The following is a 16,029-nucleotide window of genomic DNA, read 5'->3' as shown; positions in this document are numbered from 1 at the left end:
GGTCGTTCAGCCTCTTCTTCCGACATGCCGTCCGACGGCAATCGGTGTCGGCATCTCACGGTGTGCACGTGAAAGCCCCTCCAGTGCGGCAAGAATTTGAGCCTTCGCCGCCACCGCCTTGCCTGCCTTGCTGTCGACATGCAGCAGCATCTGCTCGGCACTCGCGATCTCCGCATCGCCGCGCCTCAGACTGTGAAAGACATGCGCACGTTTCTCGTCGGACGAGAGCAATTGCGTTTCCACACGCAGCGCGTCGCCTGCCTTGGCCTCACCACGATGGATGATATGGGTTTCGACCGTATAATAGCTGTGTCCGGATTTCAGATAAGCTTCATTCACGCCGATATGCGCCAGAAACCTGTCTGTCGCCTGCCCAAATACATCGAGATAACGATGCTCGGTCATATGCCCATTATAGTCGATCCACTCCGGGATCACGCGTACATCCAGAAGTCGGAGCGGACCGCTGCCTGCCTCGGGGCGATCCGCATCGGTTTCAAGCCGCGCGGTATAGGCATTGAGAAGCGCGCCCGCACCCCAACCCCGACCCTGCTGCTGTTGCGCAAGAGCACGGATGATCGCGACCAGATTTTCATCGCGAATTCTCTCCAGGTCGCGAATTGAAAGCCCTTCATTCTGCTCGTCTGACTGGCCTGCAATGCGGTCGATCAGGCTGTTATCGAGGTCGGGGACATCCGTCAGTTTCGTCCAAGGCCATTGCAGCGCAGGCCCGAACTGGGCGAGGAAATGCCGCATACCTGCGGGACCACCCGCAATGCGATAGGTCTGGAACAACCCCATCTGAGCCCAGCGAAGACCAAAAGAATAGCGAATGATATCGTCAATCTGCTCGACTGTAGCGATACCGTCACGCACAAGCCACAATGCCTCGCGCCACAGCGCTTCCAGAAGGCGGTCCCCCACGAAAGCATCAATTTCCTTTTCAAGCACGACCGGCTCCATCCCGGTCTGGCGATAATACGCGGAAGCACTCTCGATCGCCGATCCGGTAGTCTTTTCGCCCGGCACCAGCTCGACCAGCGGCAACAGGTAAACGGGATTGTAAGGATGCGCGATCAAAAGCCGTTCGGGATGCCGCAATCCCGCCTGCAACGTGCTCGGGAGAAAGCCGGAGGTGGAAGAGGCGATCAGCGCTTCATTCCCGCAAGCCGCTTCAATCTCCGCCAGCACGGCAAGCTTCAGGTCAAGGCGCTCGGGCACGCTTTCCTGAATGAGCGCCGCGCCTGCCACCGCGTCCGCCAGTGAAGCGGAAAAGGACAATTGCCCCTCCTGCGGAAGACGCACGGTGGTCAGTGCCGCCAGCGCCCGGCGCGCATTGTCGAGAATATGTTCTGTCGTCGCCTTTGCATCGGGCGACGGATCGTAAACGGCAACATCGAAACCGTTCAGGAGAAAGCGTGCGGCCCAGCCGCTGCCGATGACACCGCTGCCGATGCAGGCAATCTTGGGAGGATGGCTGTTCATGGCTATCACCAGCGCTTTGTGAGCTTGAGTTTCTCGCGGACTTCGGCGGGTGTCAGAACCTTCGTCCCCATATTGACGGCAATCGCTTTGGCTCGTTCAACCAGATCGCCGTTCGAAGCCAGAACGCCCTTGTCGAGCCAGATATTGTCTTCCAGTCCCACACGGATATTGCCGCCTGCCAGCACGGCGAGAGCCGCATAGGGCAACTGATTGCGACCGATGGAAAACGCCGAGAAAATCCAGTTATCCGGGAGGTTGTGGAGGATGGAAACCAGCGTTGCCAGATCATCGGGCGCGCCCCATGGAATACCCATGCACAGTTGCACCAGAACCGGATCGTCGAGCAGGCCCTGCTGTTGCAACCACTGGGCAAGCGGCAGATGACCGGTATCGAAGATTTCGATCTCCGGGCGCACGCCGAGCCGCTGTATCTGCGCGGCCATTTCCCTGAGCATGGCGGGCGTGTTGGTCATCACGTAATCGCCCTCGCCGAAATTCATCGTTCCGCAATCGAGCGTGCAGATTTCCGGCAGCAGTTCCGCAATATGGGCAAGCCGTTCCGTCGCTCCCGCCATATCGGTCTTGGCGGCATTGGGCGGCAGCGGGGCTTCTGCCGACCCAAAGACCAGATCGCCGCCGACACCTGCCGTCAGATTCAACACGATATCGACACCCGACGACCGGATATGATCGACAACCTCGCGGAAAAGCTCCACCTTACGCGATGGCTCGCCGGTTTCCGGATCGCGAACATGAATATGCGCGACAGCAGCACCTGCTTCAGCACTTTCGATGGCCGCATCCGCGATTTGGCGCGGCGTAATCGGCACCTTGTTCGAGCGATGCGTGGTGGCTCCAGCGCCGGTAACGGCTGCTGTGATGAATATTTCGCGAGCGGGCTTTAAAGGCATGATCGTTTCCCTCGATTTTCGCCGAGCTTGACAGGTCGCGAAATGCCGGGATTATCATTTTACGAAATCTATTTGGCGAAGAGCGAAGCATATGATCTTTGAACCATCCGACGAAGAACTAAGCGTTACCCTGCTTGTCCTGCCGGATTGTTCACTCATGTCGCTGGCCGCGACGCTCGATCCGATGCGGGGCGCCAACCGCGTCACCGGACGTTCTCTTTATCGCTGGCGCGTGGTGTCGCCGGATGGCAGCGACCCCGTTACATCCAGCGGGCTCAAGGTTGCGACGGATGGCCGTTTTGAGGCCGGGGCGCAGGACATTCTCATTATCGTCAGCGCCTTTCACGCACTGGAACACGCGACGCCGAAACTCCTCGCCATGCTGCGACAGGCGGCCAAGCAATCGAAACTCGTCGTGGGTGTGGAAGCCGGATCATGGGTGCTTGCAAAAGCCGGACTGCTCAACGGACGCAAGGCAACGACACACTGGGAGGATATGGAAGCGTTTTCACAGCGCTTCCCGGAAGTCGAAATGCAATCCGACCGCTGGGTACGGGACGGACCTTTTCTGACGACCGGCGGTGCTGCCCCCGCGCTCGACATGATGCTGGCACTTATTCGCGCCCGCCACGGCTATTCCATCGCGCTCGATGTGGCGAGCCTCTATATCTACGATGAAGTGAAACAGGCTTCCGACGCGCAGCCGCTGGTATCCCTTGGCCGATTGCTCAACCGCGAGCCGCGACTGGCCGATGCCATAAAGATCATGGAAACCCATATCGACCGCCCGATCCCGGTGTCGAGCATCGCCCGCAGGCTTGGCCTGTCGACACGCAGTCTCGAATTGCTGTTTGCCAATGTGATCGGGCAGTCACCGGGCAATTATTATCTGTCGCTCCGGCTGAAAGCGGCCCGGCGACTGATCCTCGATACGCATCTTTCCATGGCGGACACAGCGGAACAGACCGGCTTTTCGTCGATCAGTTCGCTATCGCGCGCCTTCAAGCGGCATTTCGGTCAGCCGCCAAGCAAATTGCGGCAGTAACAGGCCAGTTTTTTACAAACCAAGACCCGATTTCACTTCCGCAAGTGCTGGCTTGCCGTCGAAAGTCGTCACACCGTCAAGCCAGGCATCCAGTTGCGCCGGGTTCTCTTTGATCCATTTCGTCACGGCGTCTTTCGCTTCCATGCCATCGTTCAGGATCATGTTCATCATCGTGCTTTCCATCTCCGTGTTGAACTTCAGGTTCGACAGAAAGCGCGACACATTAGGGCAATCCGCTGCGTAGCCCTTGCGGGTCAATGTTTCGACCGTCGCAGCACCGTCGTCCGGACCAAACAGATTTTCGCCATTTTCGAGATAGGTGAGCTTGTAACGAATATTCATCGGATGCGGCGTCCAGGCGAAGAAAACAACAGGCTCATCCTTGCGCACTGCATTCTGGACTTGCGAAAGCATAGCCTGCTCGCTCGATTCCGCGAGCTGGAAATCTTTCAGGCCAAATTTGTCCTGCTCGACCATCGACTGGATTGTGGCGTTGGCGCTGCTGCCAGCCTCGATGCCGTAGATCTTGCCGCCAAGCTGGTCCTTGAACTTTGCGATATCAGCGTAGTTCTTGATGCCAAGATCCTTGCCCGTCGCAGCAAGACCAATCTTGGCGCCTTCCAGATTCACCCCGGCCTGCTCAATCTTCTTTCCCTCAAGATAAGGTTTGCGGGCTTCTTCCTGAAGCGGCATCCAGTTACCAAGGAAAATATCGATCTGCCCGTTTTCCAGCGACTGGAAGGTAACGGGTACGGAAAGAATGGTTGTCTGCGGTTCATATCCGGCTTTTTCAAGCAGCAAAGAAGCAAGCGCTGTCGTTGCAGTAATGTCGGTCCAGCCGACATCGGAGAATTTGGGTGCCTTGCAGTTTGCGTCTTCAGCGGCATGTGCCTGCACGCTGGCAAGGCTGGCGACACTTGCTGCAAGCAAAAGAACTATGCGTTTCATTACCTTCTCCCCTTTGTTTTTATTGAGAACAACATGATAGGGGAAACAGGAAAAGCCTGTTCGCAATATACGCAATCATCTTTGCGTTTTGCGCAACCTTTGACCATTGATCGGTCGGATCGTTTTCTGAAAGCTGCGCAAAACCAGGGCGAAATTTATTTGCCACCGCCATATTGCACGTCGCTGACATGCTCCATCCAGTCGACGACTTTGCCGTCGAGCTGTTCCTGAATGGCTATATGGGTCATGGCATTGCTCGCGGATGCGCCGTGCCAGTGCTTCTCGCCCGGTTCAAACCAGACCACATCGCCGGGCCGGATTTCCTCAATCGGTCCACCTTCGCGTTGCACAAGGCCGAGACCGGCGGTCACGATCAGGGTCTGGCCAAGCGGATGCGTGTGCCAGGCGGTGCGCGCGCCGGGCTCAAACGTCACGGTCGCAGCCGCAGCACGCCGGGCATTATTGGGAGAAAACAGCGGATCGATACGGACATTGCCCGTAAACCAGTCGGCTGGCCCTTTCCCCGAAGGATCAGTTCCATTGCGCTTGATATCCATGAGGCATCTCCTTCGAATTCAGTTCCAATGCAACATAGCGCATCCCGAAAGGTGTGAAACAGTTTTCGGAACAAGATGCGCGTCAAGCAAATGGATAGAACAACTTCACGGACTGTTCAGCGCCTTTTGGCGGGGTCCCGCTGCAAAATCACGTTATGCCGTTTCTCAAGCTCTGTGTTGACCGCTTCGATTTCCTGCGCCTTGCGCGCATCGTCCCAGCCAAGCTCCCGCGCCAGAATATCGGCGATTGCAGCGAGATTGCCGGTCGTCAGCGCCCCGTCGATAGCAAGCGTGGTGCGCCGCAAAACGACGTCCGCCAGATGCACGACAAGCTCGTTGCGTGCGATCCATGCGATTTCCGTCGCGCTGACCGTGTCGGTTTCAGGCAGCATCGCGACCGTTGCTTCTGCTTCCTCCCGGAGGATCGGCAGGGCCGTGCTGCCATAGCGCTTCAACAATGTCTCAACCCGTGCGGCGGACAACTTTGTTTCGGTGGCATATGTCGTCACCCAAGCCTTGCGGGCGCGATCATCGGACGGATAGTCCCTGCCGCCGCCTATAGGGAGGTTGCGCGTTGAAACCTGCCGGGCCTGACCGAAACGCCCAAGAACCTTGTCGGCCACTTCCTCGGCAAAGCCGCGGAATGTGGTCCACTTGCCGCCAACAAGCGAAATGATCGCAAATGGCCGATCACTGTCCGGCTCGATCACAGGCGCGGAATGATCGCGGCTGATAAGGCCCGGTTCGGAAGCATTGGAAGCCGGAAGCGGACGAATGCCGCTATAGGTATAGACGATCTGGCTGCGGTCGAATTTGAGTTTCGGCAACAGCGAACGCAGGCTGTCGATGAAATAGTCGGTTTCAGGGTCGTCGCAGCGTACATTGTCCGGATCATCCGACGGAATGTCGGTGGAACCGACCAGTGCCAAGCCGTGATAGTCGTAGACAAGGCAGATACGTCCGTCATCCGCCTCGAAATAGATCATTCGTCCATTGAGGCTCTTCACCAGTTCGGGATGATCGACAAGAATATGCGACCCCTTGGTGCCGCCGATCATCTTGGTCGGCTTGCCGAGCGCAGCATTGACCCGGTCGATCCATGGTCCAGCTGCGTTGATGACCAGCTTCGGCCTGACGGTGAATGTCTTGCCATCCGGCCCTTCAAAACCGATCACACCGTTTTCGGCGGAAACCAGTGCCGTAAAATTGGCTGCGGCACTTTTCGGATTGGCGCGCAAGCCGTCACTGACGAGCTCATAGACCAGACGTTCCGGCTGGCTGACCTTCGCATCATGGTAGATGCCGCCTGCCACGATTGCGGGCGTGATATAGGGCATTTCCTTTGTCGCCGTCTCCTTCAGCAGAAAACGGTGGCGTGGCATGACACGCTCGCGTGCGCCAAAGTAATCGTAAAGCGCCAGACCGATCTTGATGAGCACAGCGCCACGGCTGCGTGGTGCGGTCGTCGATCCGAACAAGGTGCGGAGCGCCGCAGGAATACCCTTTGTCCACGAAAAGACCGGAATGAAAGTCGGCAGCGGTTCGACATTGTGAGGTGCGTTCTTCAGAAGCAGATTGCGTTCCAGCGTCGACTGGGCCACGAGCCCGAATTCGCCGGTTTCAAGATATTTCAGACCACCGTGAATAAGCCGCGATGGCGCGGCACTTGTGCCGGACCCAAAATCCGCCTTGTCCACGATGAGACAGCTCACGCCCTGCTCGCTCAGATCGCGATAAAGCCCTGCACCATTGATGCCCGCGCCAAGGATGAGAACGTCCACACCCTCGGCCTCCAGTTGTCCGATGCGGCTTTTCATTCCGGCATTGCCTACGAAATCATTCATCTTACTGTCTTTACGTCGCTAAGGCGCGGGACACGCCGTTTATTTCAATCCGTGAGGGCTTCGATCTTCGGCCAGATCGGCCCGAGTGCCGATGCGATTTCCTTGAAAAGCGCATAACGCTTTTCATAAAGCGTGCTTCGTCCGGCATCCGGTTCATAGGTGCGGCCTATGGCATCGAGATCGCGCGGATCGCTGTAGACATCGGCGAAAACACCGGCTCCCCTGCCCGCGCAGAGCGCCGCACCCCACGCCGCAGCTTCGTCCGTATCCGTGACGGTAACGGGCATGCCAAGAACATTGGCAAACATCTGCGCGAAAGCCGGGCTGCGCGATACGCCACCGGTGAGACGCGCTGCAGAGATTGCGAAACCATCCTTCAGATGATCGACATGGATACGATGATTGAAGGCAATGCCTTCCCATATCGCGCGCAGCATGTCGCCCCGGTCCTGCCAGCCGCGCAAACCGAAAAAAGCGCCGCTCGCCATTGCCCCATAGGGCGAACCGAAGAGATAGGGATGGAATAGTGCTGTCGAAGGCTTTGCCAATGCCGCATCGATTTCCGGGCGCAGCATATCGTGGATCGAGCGCCCCGTTTCTTCCGCCTCGCGTCGTTCCGACGGGCAGAGCTTGTCGAGGAACCAGTCGTAATTGGCCGTCGATGCGGGCGAGATCGACATGTTGTTCCATTCGCCCGGCGCAATGCCGTTACGGCAAAACCAGCTTTTGTCGACGCGCGGTTCGGACGACAGCGTTTCGTTGATCGAATAGGTTCCGGCAACCACAGCAACGGTCCCGATGCCAAGTCCGCCGACGCCAAGCGCCGAGGCGGTCACGTCATGAAGGCCACCGACGACCGGTGTACCGGCAACGAGGCCGGTGCGCTCCGCGCATTCGGTAGAGACACTGCCGACGATTTCATCGGAACGCGACATGGGCGGCAGCGCATCCCAAAGTGCGTCGAGCCCGAACAAGGCCAACGCCGCTTTCGAATAATCCTGCGTGTTCACATCGGTAAAGGAGGTCGACGCTTCGGTGCGATCCGTGCCAACGTCGCCGGTGAGACAAAAGCGCAGCCAGTCCTTGCAGGCAATCACATGCGCGATGCGGCGATAGCGGTCCGGTTCGTTTTCCTTTACCCATGCCAGAATAGCGGATGGGGCCGACGCATGGGGCAACTGACCGGTGATAGCAATGGCCTGCTCTGCAACGGGGCTATCGACCCAGCGCTCCGCAATATCACCGGCGCGACTGTCGAGCGACAATATGCCTGCGCCAAGCGGACGGTGGTCCTTGTCCAGCATATAGATGCCATCACCATGGGCGGTGGTGGCGATGGCCAGAATGTCGGAAGCAGGCCGCCCGCTTCTGGCAATCGCTTCGGCAATCGCATCGGCGGTTGCATTCCAGAATTCATCCATGTCGCGTTCGACATGGCGCGCTCGCGGAAAGGATTGCGCCACGCGGCGACGCGCGACGGCAAGGGTGGTTCCGTCAATATCGAACAATACGGCTTTGGTAACGGTCAGTCCGCTGTCGATTCCGAGCAGAGAGGGCATGGATCGTATTCCTGATAAATATGCGCGGGCTATTCTTGCTTCCCGCTTGTCCGGGCATTGGCGCGGGCAACCACCACATTGATGCCTTGCGCCTCCATGCGCTCGATATGCGCGAAAGGCGTATTCTCATCGACGATGACGACGTCGAAGTCGCTGAGCGCACCGAAATTGTGCAGGGCCCTGCGCTCGAACTTGGTGTGATCGGCCAGAAGGATGCACTTGGCGGCGCAGTCCAGCATGGCACGCTTGGTTTCCACCATTTCCGGGGATTGGTGAAACAAAAGATCGTCGGTGATCGCCGCAATCGAAATGAAGGCCACATCGGCGCGAAGACGGCGAATTTCGTGGATCGTCATGCCGCCCACAAAAGCGTTGCACCAGTTATAGAGCTGACCGCCAAGACCGAGCAGCGTCACATCCTTGATGTCACGCACCTCGTTCATCAGGATCAGCGAGTTGGTGATGACGGTGAGCGGCCCCTTGCCCGGAAGATGCGGCACCATCTGCAGAACGGTGGTGGAATCGTCGAAGAAAATGGCCTGTCCCGGCTCAACGAACTGCATTGCAGCTTCGGCGATCAGTTTCTTTTCTTCCGATTGGCGCGTGACGCGGTAAAGATCGCTTGCCTCGATCAGGCTTGTCGGCGCAGCCGACACGATGCCGCGCGACTTGCGAAACAGCCCGCGGCTCACCAGTTCATCGACGTCGCGATGCGCTGTCATCAGGCTGATGCCGAACCGTTCGGTGAGGTCCTCGATACGCATCGAGCCTTCAGCCATTACAGTTTCCGCAATCTGCTGGCGCCGGACGAGCTGACGCGCATGCCGGCTGTCGTTCGGCACCTGCTCCGTCATCAGCTTGTCAATGCTTGCTTTGTTGCTCACTGCCATGCCTGTCACTTGTCCCCTTGCTTGCGCGTTCCGAAAGCTTTGGAATCGCCTGATAGGCCCTATATTGCGTGGGACTTCTGGAAATGCGCACCCCGAAAGTGTTTCTGCTTACGGGATGCGCCTTGTTCAAACCTTACTGTTCGAGAACGAACGGCGAGGTGTACTTGTCGACATTGTCCTTGGTGATCAGGATGCAGTCGAAGAGCTGCTTTTCCTGATCCACACCGGTCTTGCCGGTCTTGATGAAGTTGTCGGCCTGCTTGACGGCAGCTTCCGAAAACACGGCAACAGGCTGAAGAACAGTGTACTGCAGTTCACCGGCCTTGATGGCGGCAACCGCATCCGGCGAACCGTCGAAACCGCCAACCTTCACCTGATCCAGCTTGCCAGCCTTCTTCAGAGCAGCAATCGCGCCCAGAGCCATTTCGTCATTGCCGGAGATAACGCCGATAATGTCCGGATTGGCCTGAAGCAGCGCCTGCATCTTGTCGTGGCCCTGGGTGCGATCCCAGTTGGCGACGTCCTGACCGGCCTTCACCAGGTCCGGATACTGCGACAGAACGGTTTCATAGCCGTTCGAACGCGTTGCGGCGTTGTTGTCCGATGGCGAACCGAACAGTTCGACATACTTGCCCTTGTCGCCAACGCTTTCGACCCACTGGGTCGCACCGATAGCGGCGCCCTGTGCGTTGTTGGAAACGAGCTGCGCCTTGGCCAGACCTTCCTGGTTGATTTCCGCATTGACGAGGAAAACCGGGATATTGGCGGCGATTGCACGCTTGACCGCACCAACCGAACCGTCCGCATTGGCCGGATCGAGAATAATGGCAACCGACTTGTTGGTGATAGCCGTGTCGATCAGGTTGCTTTCGGTGTTGGTGTCGCCCTTGTGGCCACCGACAACAGCCTTGTAACCGAGACCTTCGGCGGTCTTCTTGGCGATTTCACCTTCGGTGTACCAGTACGGGTTGGACGGATCGTTGACGATGATCGTCATCAATCCTTCGGCCCAGGCCGTGCTGGCGATGAGAGGCAACGCTGCCGCAGCGGCGAACAGAACGCGCATACCCTTCTTGAACATAGTCTCACTCCCTTGACGTTTTTCATTTGCGTTATGCCGGTTCCCCGGCGGTACTTATTTCCATTGGGCCGTTTTCGAGATGGTGCGCCTTCCTGGAAACCGTTCGATACACCCGGATGTTTCTGCGGCTCCGCCCGGAACGGTGGACAGAGCCGCTATCGATCATCGCCGGGAGTATTGAATGCTGTTGAGCAGAACCGCGAGCACGATCACCGCGCCGGTAAAGACGGTCTGCCAGTAGGAGGACACACCGATAATCACGAGGCCGTCGGAAAGGAAACCAATCACGAAGGCGCCGAGAAGTGTGCCCTGGATAGTACCGCGCCCCCCAGTGAGCGCAGCGCCACCGATAACCACAGCAGCGATTGCCGTCAGTTCATAGGTGGTGCCTGCCGTCGGACCAGCCGACGTAAGCTGCGAAGAAAGAACCAGACCCGCGATGGCAGCGCAGATGCCGGAAATGACATAGACCGACACCTTGACGCGCTTGACCGGAACGCCGGACAGTTCAGCCGCACGTTCATTGCCGCCCGATGCATAGAGCCAGCGGCCGAATGCAGTGCGGTTGAGAACGATGGCGCAGATAATGGCGAGAACCGCCAGAACAAGAACGCCAATCGGCACGCCGAAAAGCTTGTTGAAACCGAGCCAGTCAAAGCCGGTATTGCCAAGCTCTGGACGTCCGCCAAGATTGTTGTAGGTCAGGCCATTGGTCATCAGCAGCGCCACACCGCGCGCGCAATAGAGAACGCCAAGCGTCGCGACGAAGGCTGGAACGCGCAGATAGGCGATCAGCACACCATTGACCGCTCCCACGAAAGCGCCAAGCGCGCAGGTGATGAGGACCACGGCCCAGACCGGAAAATAGAGGATGATGCCGAATTCCTGCAGCGTCACGCCCTGCATCAGGAAGCCCGCAACCACGCCTGCCAGTCCCAGTGTGGAGCCGACAGAAAGATCGATGCCGCCATTGAGGATGACGAGCAGCATGCCGATGGCAAGCAGACCGAAAATGGCGACGTGCGACGACATGATGAGGAAGTTGTCGACCGTGAAATAATAAGGCGAAAGGAACGAGAAAACTGCAATGATCGCGATCAGCGCAAAAAATGCACGACCTTCGAGCAGCAGATGCACGATACCGGGTTTCCGCTTCGCGCCGTTCGGAGCCGCTGTTTCTTTGTTGGTGCTCGTGACTGACATTCTATCAGTGCTCCATGATTATTTTAATGACCGACCATGGCTTCGCCCGAGGCGGCCATGATCTTTTCCTTGGACACGTCCGATCCGAATTCGGCGGAGATGCGTCCACGGTGCATGACGATGATACGGTGCGCGATGCTGAGGCATTCACCGACTTCCGATGTCGTATAGACAACGGCCAGCCCCTGCTTCGCCTTTTCGGCCAAAAGCTTGAACACTTCGGCCTTCGCCCCGATGTCGATGCCGCGACTTGGCTCATCGAGCAGGATGACCTCTGGCTCGGTCGCCAGCATCTTGCCGATCACGACCTTCTGCTGGTTGCCGCCGGAAAGCGAACCGATTGCCGCTTCGCCGCCATCCGTCTTGATGTGCACATTCTTGATCGACTGATCGACGATCTGTTTTTCGCGCTTGCGCGACGTGAACAGCCCCTTCGTCATTTCGGCAATGCTGGCGAGCGACAGGTTTCTGCCGACCGTCATCGTCTGAACGAGACCGTCGCGCTGGCGATCTTCCGGCACCAGCACAAGCCCCTTCTCGATGCGCTGCGCGATGGTGAGGCTGGAGACGTCCTGCCCTTTCAGAACAACACGTCCACCGCTTGCCTTGAGGCGACCGGCGACGGTTTCCAGAAGTTCGGTGCGGCCTGCGCCCATGAGGCCATAAATGCAGACAATTTCACCAGCCCGAACATCGAGCGACATGCGGTCGACGAGCGCGAAGCCCGCGCCGCCCGGATCGGGAACCGTCAGGTTCTCCACGGAGAGCGCCACGTCGCCCCAGTCATATCCGGTCGGAGGCGAACCCAGATCGAAGTTTGCGCCAACCATGTTGCGCACGATCCATTCCAGATCGATTTCCTCGCGCGGTGCATAGGCCGTCATGGTGCCGTCGCGCAGCACCACCGCATGATTGGTGATCTGCAGCGCTTCTTCCAGATGGTGCGAAATGTAGACGATGGCCACACCACGCGCCGTCAGGTCGCGGATCACCTTGAACAGGACCTCGACTTCCGAGGCGCTGAGCGCCGATGTCGGCTCATCCATGATGAGAATGCGCGAATTGACCGAAAGAGCGCGGGCGATTTCCACGACCTGCTGCTGGCCAAGGCGCAGTTCCTCGACCGGCGTCAGCGGGTCGATGTCTTCTTCCAATTCCTTCAGAAGCTCACGTGTCAGCCGTTCTTCCTCGGCAAAATCAACGCCAGTGGCGGTGCGGATTTCGCGTCCCATGAAGATATTGTCGCGCACGTTCATGTTCGGCGCGAGGCTTAGCTCCTGATGGATGATCGAGATGCCGCGGTCGCGCGCTTCAGTAGACGAGTTAAACGTCACCGGTTCGCCATCGAGAATGATCGTGCCGGAGGTCGGCTGGATGACGCCGGAAAGCACCTTCATCAGCGTCGATTTTCCGGCACCGTTTTCGCCGAAAAGTGTCGTGACCTGGCCACGACGGATTTCGAAATTCACGCCCTTCAGGGCATGAATGCGACCGTAGGATTTGGCGACGTTGTGCGCGGCAAGAACGACATCGCCGTTTTTGCCTTCAATTTTTGGAGCGGCGCTCATTTCACTTCGAGCCCCACAGGCGTGACGAGCCAGTTCTTCGGATTGACGACCTTGAAGACGCCAACCACCGTCACGGTCTTGCCGACGAGATTCTCGACATCGACGCCCGAAAGCACCTGCTTCTTCATCTCATTGTTCAAAGCCGAGCCGGCGTTCTGATATTCGATCTGGTTCTTAAACTGGCCGAACTGGATTTCGCCGGTCGCATCGCGCAGATCGGTGCCGTTGACGGCAGGGCCGGTCTGGACACGGATGACGACGCCTTCCGGCAGGCCATCGACCTTTACGACATTGTAGTTGGACTTGCGCTCTTCGACGACGCCCGTGAACTTGACCGGGATGACCGGATTAACATCGCCGACGCCATATTTCTTTCCGGCTGCCGCCTTGTCGGCTGCGAGCGCAGTCCCCACTTCGGCGGCATCGACGGCACGTTGCTCGACGCTGGCCTTCACCTTGGAGAACTCGGAAGCACCGTAAGCATCAGGAGAGAAAGCCTGCTGGCGCACATCGGAATCAGACCCGATCTTCACGACCTTCGTGTCGAAGGCAATCGCGCCGACAACCACGATCGCTGCGATCACGCTCCAGACGACGGCGCGGCTCAGCTTGGCGGGTTTTTGTGAAACTTGACTGGTTTGTGCACTCATTATCAAACGCCTTCAGCAATTCTGCCGTATTGTCGTTATGGAAACGGATGATGCGGCTGGATTTAAGCCGCCTGTAGACTACTCTCGATCATTGCCATCGGGCCTGCCGGATAGGCAGGAGCCTCCGCCAAAGCAGTGCAAGATGCGATAGACAAGATCACGATAGCCTCCACATGAATTCCAGGGCCCCGCTCCTCCGTGCAACCTGGAAACAGATGCGCCGCAATCAGAGCCTATGATAGCGGTGTGTTATTAACTCCAATAATGATGTTATAAAGCTTGAAAGCTGTCAATCGGATGTTTTCGAAACACCGGTTAATTAGCACCATTCCATGCTGAATCCACATCACAATCCAGAGAAATCCACTACATATTCCGTTACAACGCGAATTATTCACACCGCGACTTTTCACGATAAATGCATATGGAAATGTAAGGACTTCCCTAAATATTATTATTTATTTCATACAGTTAGTAACTTACTGATGGAAAAATCGTTGCTAGAAAGAAAAGAAACGGGGCAAAATCCGCACATTGAATCACAGCGATTTCCCCTGCAATCACTGTTTGGTGAAAAAAAATGCTCGCTATCGAAAATTTTACAGACAACGTGGTAGCGTTATGTTATCTCCAGCATACGCCATCGCCCGATTTCATTATAAACAGGGCTGCGAGCGACGTATTTTCAGTCGCCGGAGGAATCCAAATGTCTATGAAAGCACATATCCGCCATGCGTGAGACAGGTGACATCATCATCGGGATCGACGCGGGCACATCCGTGCTCAAGGCAGTCGCTTTCGACCTCGGCGGACGCCAAATCGGAACGGCGGCTGTTCGCAACAAATACGATACCGGCGATCATGGCGCCGTCACACAATCCCTCTCCCAGACATGGCAGGACTGCGCGCGCGCATTGCGCGACCTTGCCGCCAAAATGCCGGGCCTTGCCGAACGCACCGTAGCGATAGCCGTTACCGGACAGGGTGATGGCACCTGGCTTGTCGGTCGCGACAATCAGCCGGTCGGAGATGCATGGCTATGGCTCGATGCCCGCGCGGCAACGACGGTCACACGTCTTGCCGCAGGTCCCATGAACCGCGCGCGCTTTGAAGCGACCGGCACCGGGCTGAACACCTGCCAACAGGGTTCCCAGATGGCGCATATGGATAGCATCGCGCCCGAGCTTCTGGACAATGCCGAAGTCGTGCTCCACTGCAAGGACTGGCTTTACCTCAACCTGACCGGCGTCCGCGCCACCGACCCGTCGGAAGCAAGCTTCACCTTCGGCAACTTCCGCAATCGCCAGTACGACGATACGGTCATTGATGCACTCGGCCTGACGAAACGCCGTGGATTGCTGCCGGAAATCATCGACGGCACCGAAGTGCAGCACCCGCTTTCCCCCGAAGCAGCAGCCGCCACCAGCCTGAAGGCTGGCACCCCTGTCAGCCTTGGCTATGTGGACATGGCCATGACCGCGCTTGGCGCAGGCGTGCGCGGCGGTACAGCAGGCGCTGGATGTTCAACCATCGGCTCCACGGGCGTGCATATGCGCGCCAAGCCGGTTGCCGATATCCATTTGAACAAGGAAGGCACCGGCTACGTCATCGCGCTGCCCATTCCCGGTATCGTCACGCAGGTGCAAACCAATATGGGTGCGACGATCAATATCGACTGGATATTGCAGGTCGCTGCCGATCTCATGTCGACGCCGGACAAGCCGATTTCGCTCGGTGACCTTATTCCCCGCCTTGATGACTGGTTCAATGCCAGCCGTCCGGGCGCGATCCTCTATCATCCGTATATTTCGGAAGCGGGCGAACGCGGCCCCTTCGTCAATGCCTATGCCAGAGCCGGTTTCGTCGGCCTTTCCAGCCGCGACCGTTTCCCGGAAATGGTGCGCTCGGTTGTCGAGGGCCTCGGCATGGCGACGCGCGATTGCTACACGGCCATGGGTGAAATGCCTGCCGAATTGCGCATCACCGGCGGTGCCGCACGCTCAAAGGCTTTGCGCAGCACCCTTGCCGCAGCCGTGAATGCGCCAGTGCGCGTTTCCTCGCGCGAAGAGGCGGGGGCCGCAGGCGCCGCTATGATGGCGGCGGTAGCCGTCGGCGCCTATCCCAGCATGGATGCGTGCATTGCGGAATGGGTCGAGCCGCTGCTTGGCCCTTGCGAAGCCCCGGACGGTCCGCGCGCAAAGCACTATGAGGAACTCTTCGTTGCCTATCAGGAAGCCCGGCTGGCACTGACGCCGGTGTGGGACAAGTTGGCACGCATATAGACTATG

13 protein-coding genes and 1 pseudogene are annotated in these 16,029 nt (G+C 58.0%); 3 read left to right on the top strand and 11 right to left on the bottom strand.

The window, feature by feature from the left end; all coding sequences use genetic code 11:
- Positions 1 to 6 precede the first annotated feature (6 nt).
- Both FIB18_RS11965 and FIB18_RS11960 read right to left on the bottom strand, forming a co-directional pair.
- Positions 7 to 1,485, bottom strand: coding sequence for a carnitine 3-dehydrogenase (locus FIB18_RS11965; protein WP_140020919.1), 1,479 nt, complete (start codon positions 1,483 to 1,485; stop codon positions 7 to 9).
- Positions 1,486 to 1,490: 5 nt separating this feature from the next.
- Positions 1,491 to 2,396 (bottom strand): BKACE family enzyme, encoded by a 906-nt coding sequence (locus FIB18_RS11960; RefSeq protein WP_140020918.1) that lies wholly within the window; start codon positions 2,394 to 2,396, stop codon positions 1,491 to 1,493.
- Positions 2,397 to 2,487: 91 nt separating this feature from the next.
- Here FIB18_RS11960 and FIB18_RS11955 point away from each other — a divergent pair, with 91 nt between their 5' ends.
- The gene (locus FIB18_RS11955) at positions 2,488 to 3,441 is read left to right on the top strand and encodes a GlxA family transcriptional regulator (protein ID WP_140020917.1); all 954 of its coding nucleotides are present in this window, start codon (positions 2,488 to 2,490) and stop codon (positions 3,439 to 3,441) included.
- Positions 3,442 to 3,453: 12 nt separating this feature from the next.
- On the opposite strand, the gene choX is transcribed toward FIB18_RS11955, so the two are convergent.
- The 9 genes from choX to FIB18_RS11905 all read right to left on the bottom strand — a co-directional run bounded on the left by choX (position 3,454) and on the right by FIB18_RS11905 (position 13,741).
- On the bottom strand, positions 3,454 to 4,389 hold the full coding sequence (choX, locus tag FIB18_RS11950) for a choline ABC transporter substrate-binding protein (RefSeq protein ID WP_140020916.1): 936 nt from the start codon (positions 4,387 to 4,389) through the stop codon (positions 3,454 to 3,456).
- A gap of 155 nt (positions 4,390 to 4,544) precedes the next feature.
- Positions 4,545 to 4,946: a (R)-mandelonitrile lyase gene (locus tag FIB18_RS11945; protein WP_011982660.1), complete on the bottom strand. Its 402-nt coding sequence runs from the start codon at positions 4,944 to 4,946 to the stop codon at positions 4,545 to 4,547.
- Positions 4,947 to 5,062: 116 nt separating this feature from the next.
- Complete coding sequence (locus FIB18_RS11940) at positions 5,063 to 6,790, bottom strand: glycerol-3-phosphate dehydrogenase/oxidase (RefSeq protein WP_140020915.1); 1,728 nt, start codon at positions 6,788 to 6,790, stop codon at positions 5,063 to 5,065.
- A gap of 44 nt (positions 6,791 to 6,834) precedes the next feature.
- Positions 6,835 to 8,349: an FGGY-family carbohydrate kinase gene (locus tag FIB18_RS11935; RefSeq protein ID WP_140020914.1), complete on the bottom strand. Its 1,515-nt coding sequence runs from the start codon at positions 8,347 to 8,349 to the stop codon at positions 6,835 to 6,837.
- Between the two features lie 29 nt (positions 8,350 to 8,378).
- Complete coding sequence (locus FIB18_RS11930; RefSeq protein ID WP_140020913.1) at positions 8,379 to 9,239, bottom strand: DeoR/GlpR family DNA-binding transcription regulator; 861 nt, start codon at positions 9,237 to 9,239, stop codon at positions 8,379 to 8,381.
- Positions 9,240 to 9,372: 133 nt separating this feature from the next.
- Entirely contained in the window at positions 9,373 to 10,320 is a 948-nt protein-coding gene (locus tag FIB18_RS11925) for a D-ribose ABC transporter substrate-binding protein (RefSeq protein WP_140020912.1), read from the bottom strand.
- Positions 10,321 to 10,482: 162 nt separating this feature from the next.
- Positions 10,483 to 11,523, bottom strand: a complete 1,041-nt coding sequence (locus FIB18_RS11915; protein ID WP_140020911.1) for an ABC transporter permease — start codon at positions 11,521 to 11,523, stop codon at positions 10,483 to 10,485.
- 23 nt (positions 11,524 to 11,546) lie between these two features.
- A complete protein-coding gene (locus tag FIB18_RS11910; protein WP_140020910.1) occupies positions 11,547 to 13,091 on the bottom strand; it encodes a sugar ABC transporter ATP-binding protein in 1,545 nt (514 codons plus the stop codon).
- On the bottom strand, positions 13,088 to 13,741 hold the full coding sequence (locus FIB18_RS11905) for a DUF2291 family protein (protein WP_140020909.1): 654 nt from the start codon (positions 13,739 to 13,741) through the stop codon (positions 13,088 to 13,090). Before FIB18_RS11905 ends, FIB18_RS11910 begins: the two co-directional genes overlap by 4 nt.
- On the opposite strand from FIB18_RS11905, the pseudogene FIB18_RS11900 reads away from it, so the two are divergent.
- Together FIB18_RS11900 and FIB18_RS11895 are read left to right on the top strand one after the other, a co-directional pair.
- Positions 13,721 to 13,814 (top strand): annotated as a pseudogene (locus tag FIB18_RS11900) (ATP-binding protein); the annotation flags it as partial. The gene FIB18_RS11905 and the pseudogene FIB18_RS11900 sit on opposite strands and share 21 nt — an antisense overlap.
- A gap of 658 nt (positions 13,815 to 14,472) precedes the next feature.
- On the top strand, positions 14,473 to 16,023 hold the full coding sequence (locus tag FIB18_RS11895; RefSeq protein ID WP_140020908.1) for an FGGY-family carbohydrate kinase: 1,551 nt from the start codon (positions 14,473 to 14,475) through the stop codon (positions 16,021 to 16,023).
- Positions 16,024 to 16,029: the final 6 nt, after the last annotated feature.

The organism is Brucella pecoris (assembly GCF_006376675.1).
Taxonomy (GTDB): domain Bacteria; phylum Pseudomonadota; class Alphaproteobacteria; order Rhizobiales; family Rhizobiaceae; genus Brucella; species Brucella pecoris.
Note: the sequence above shows the minus strand (reverse complement) of the source record. Positions and strands in the feature narration are given on the sequence as shown.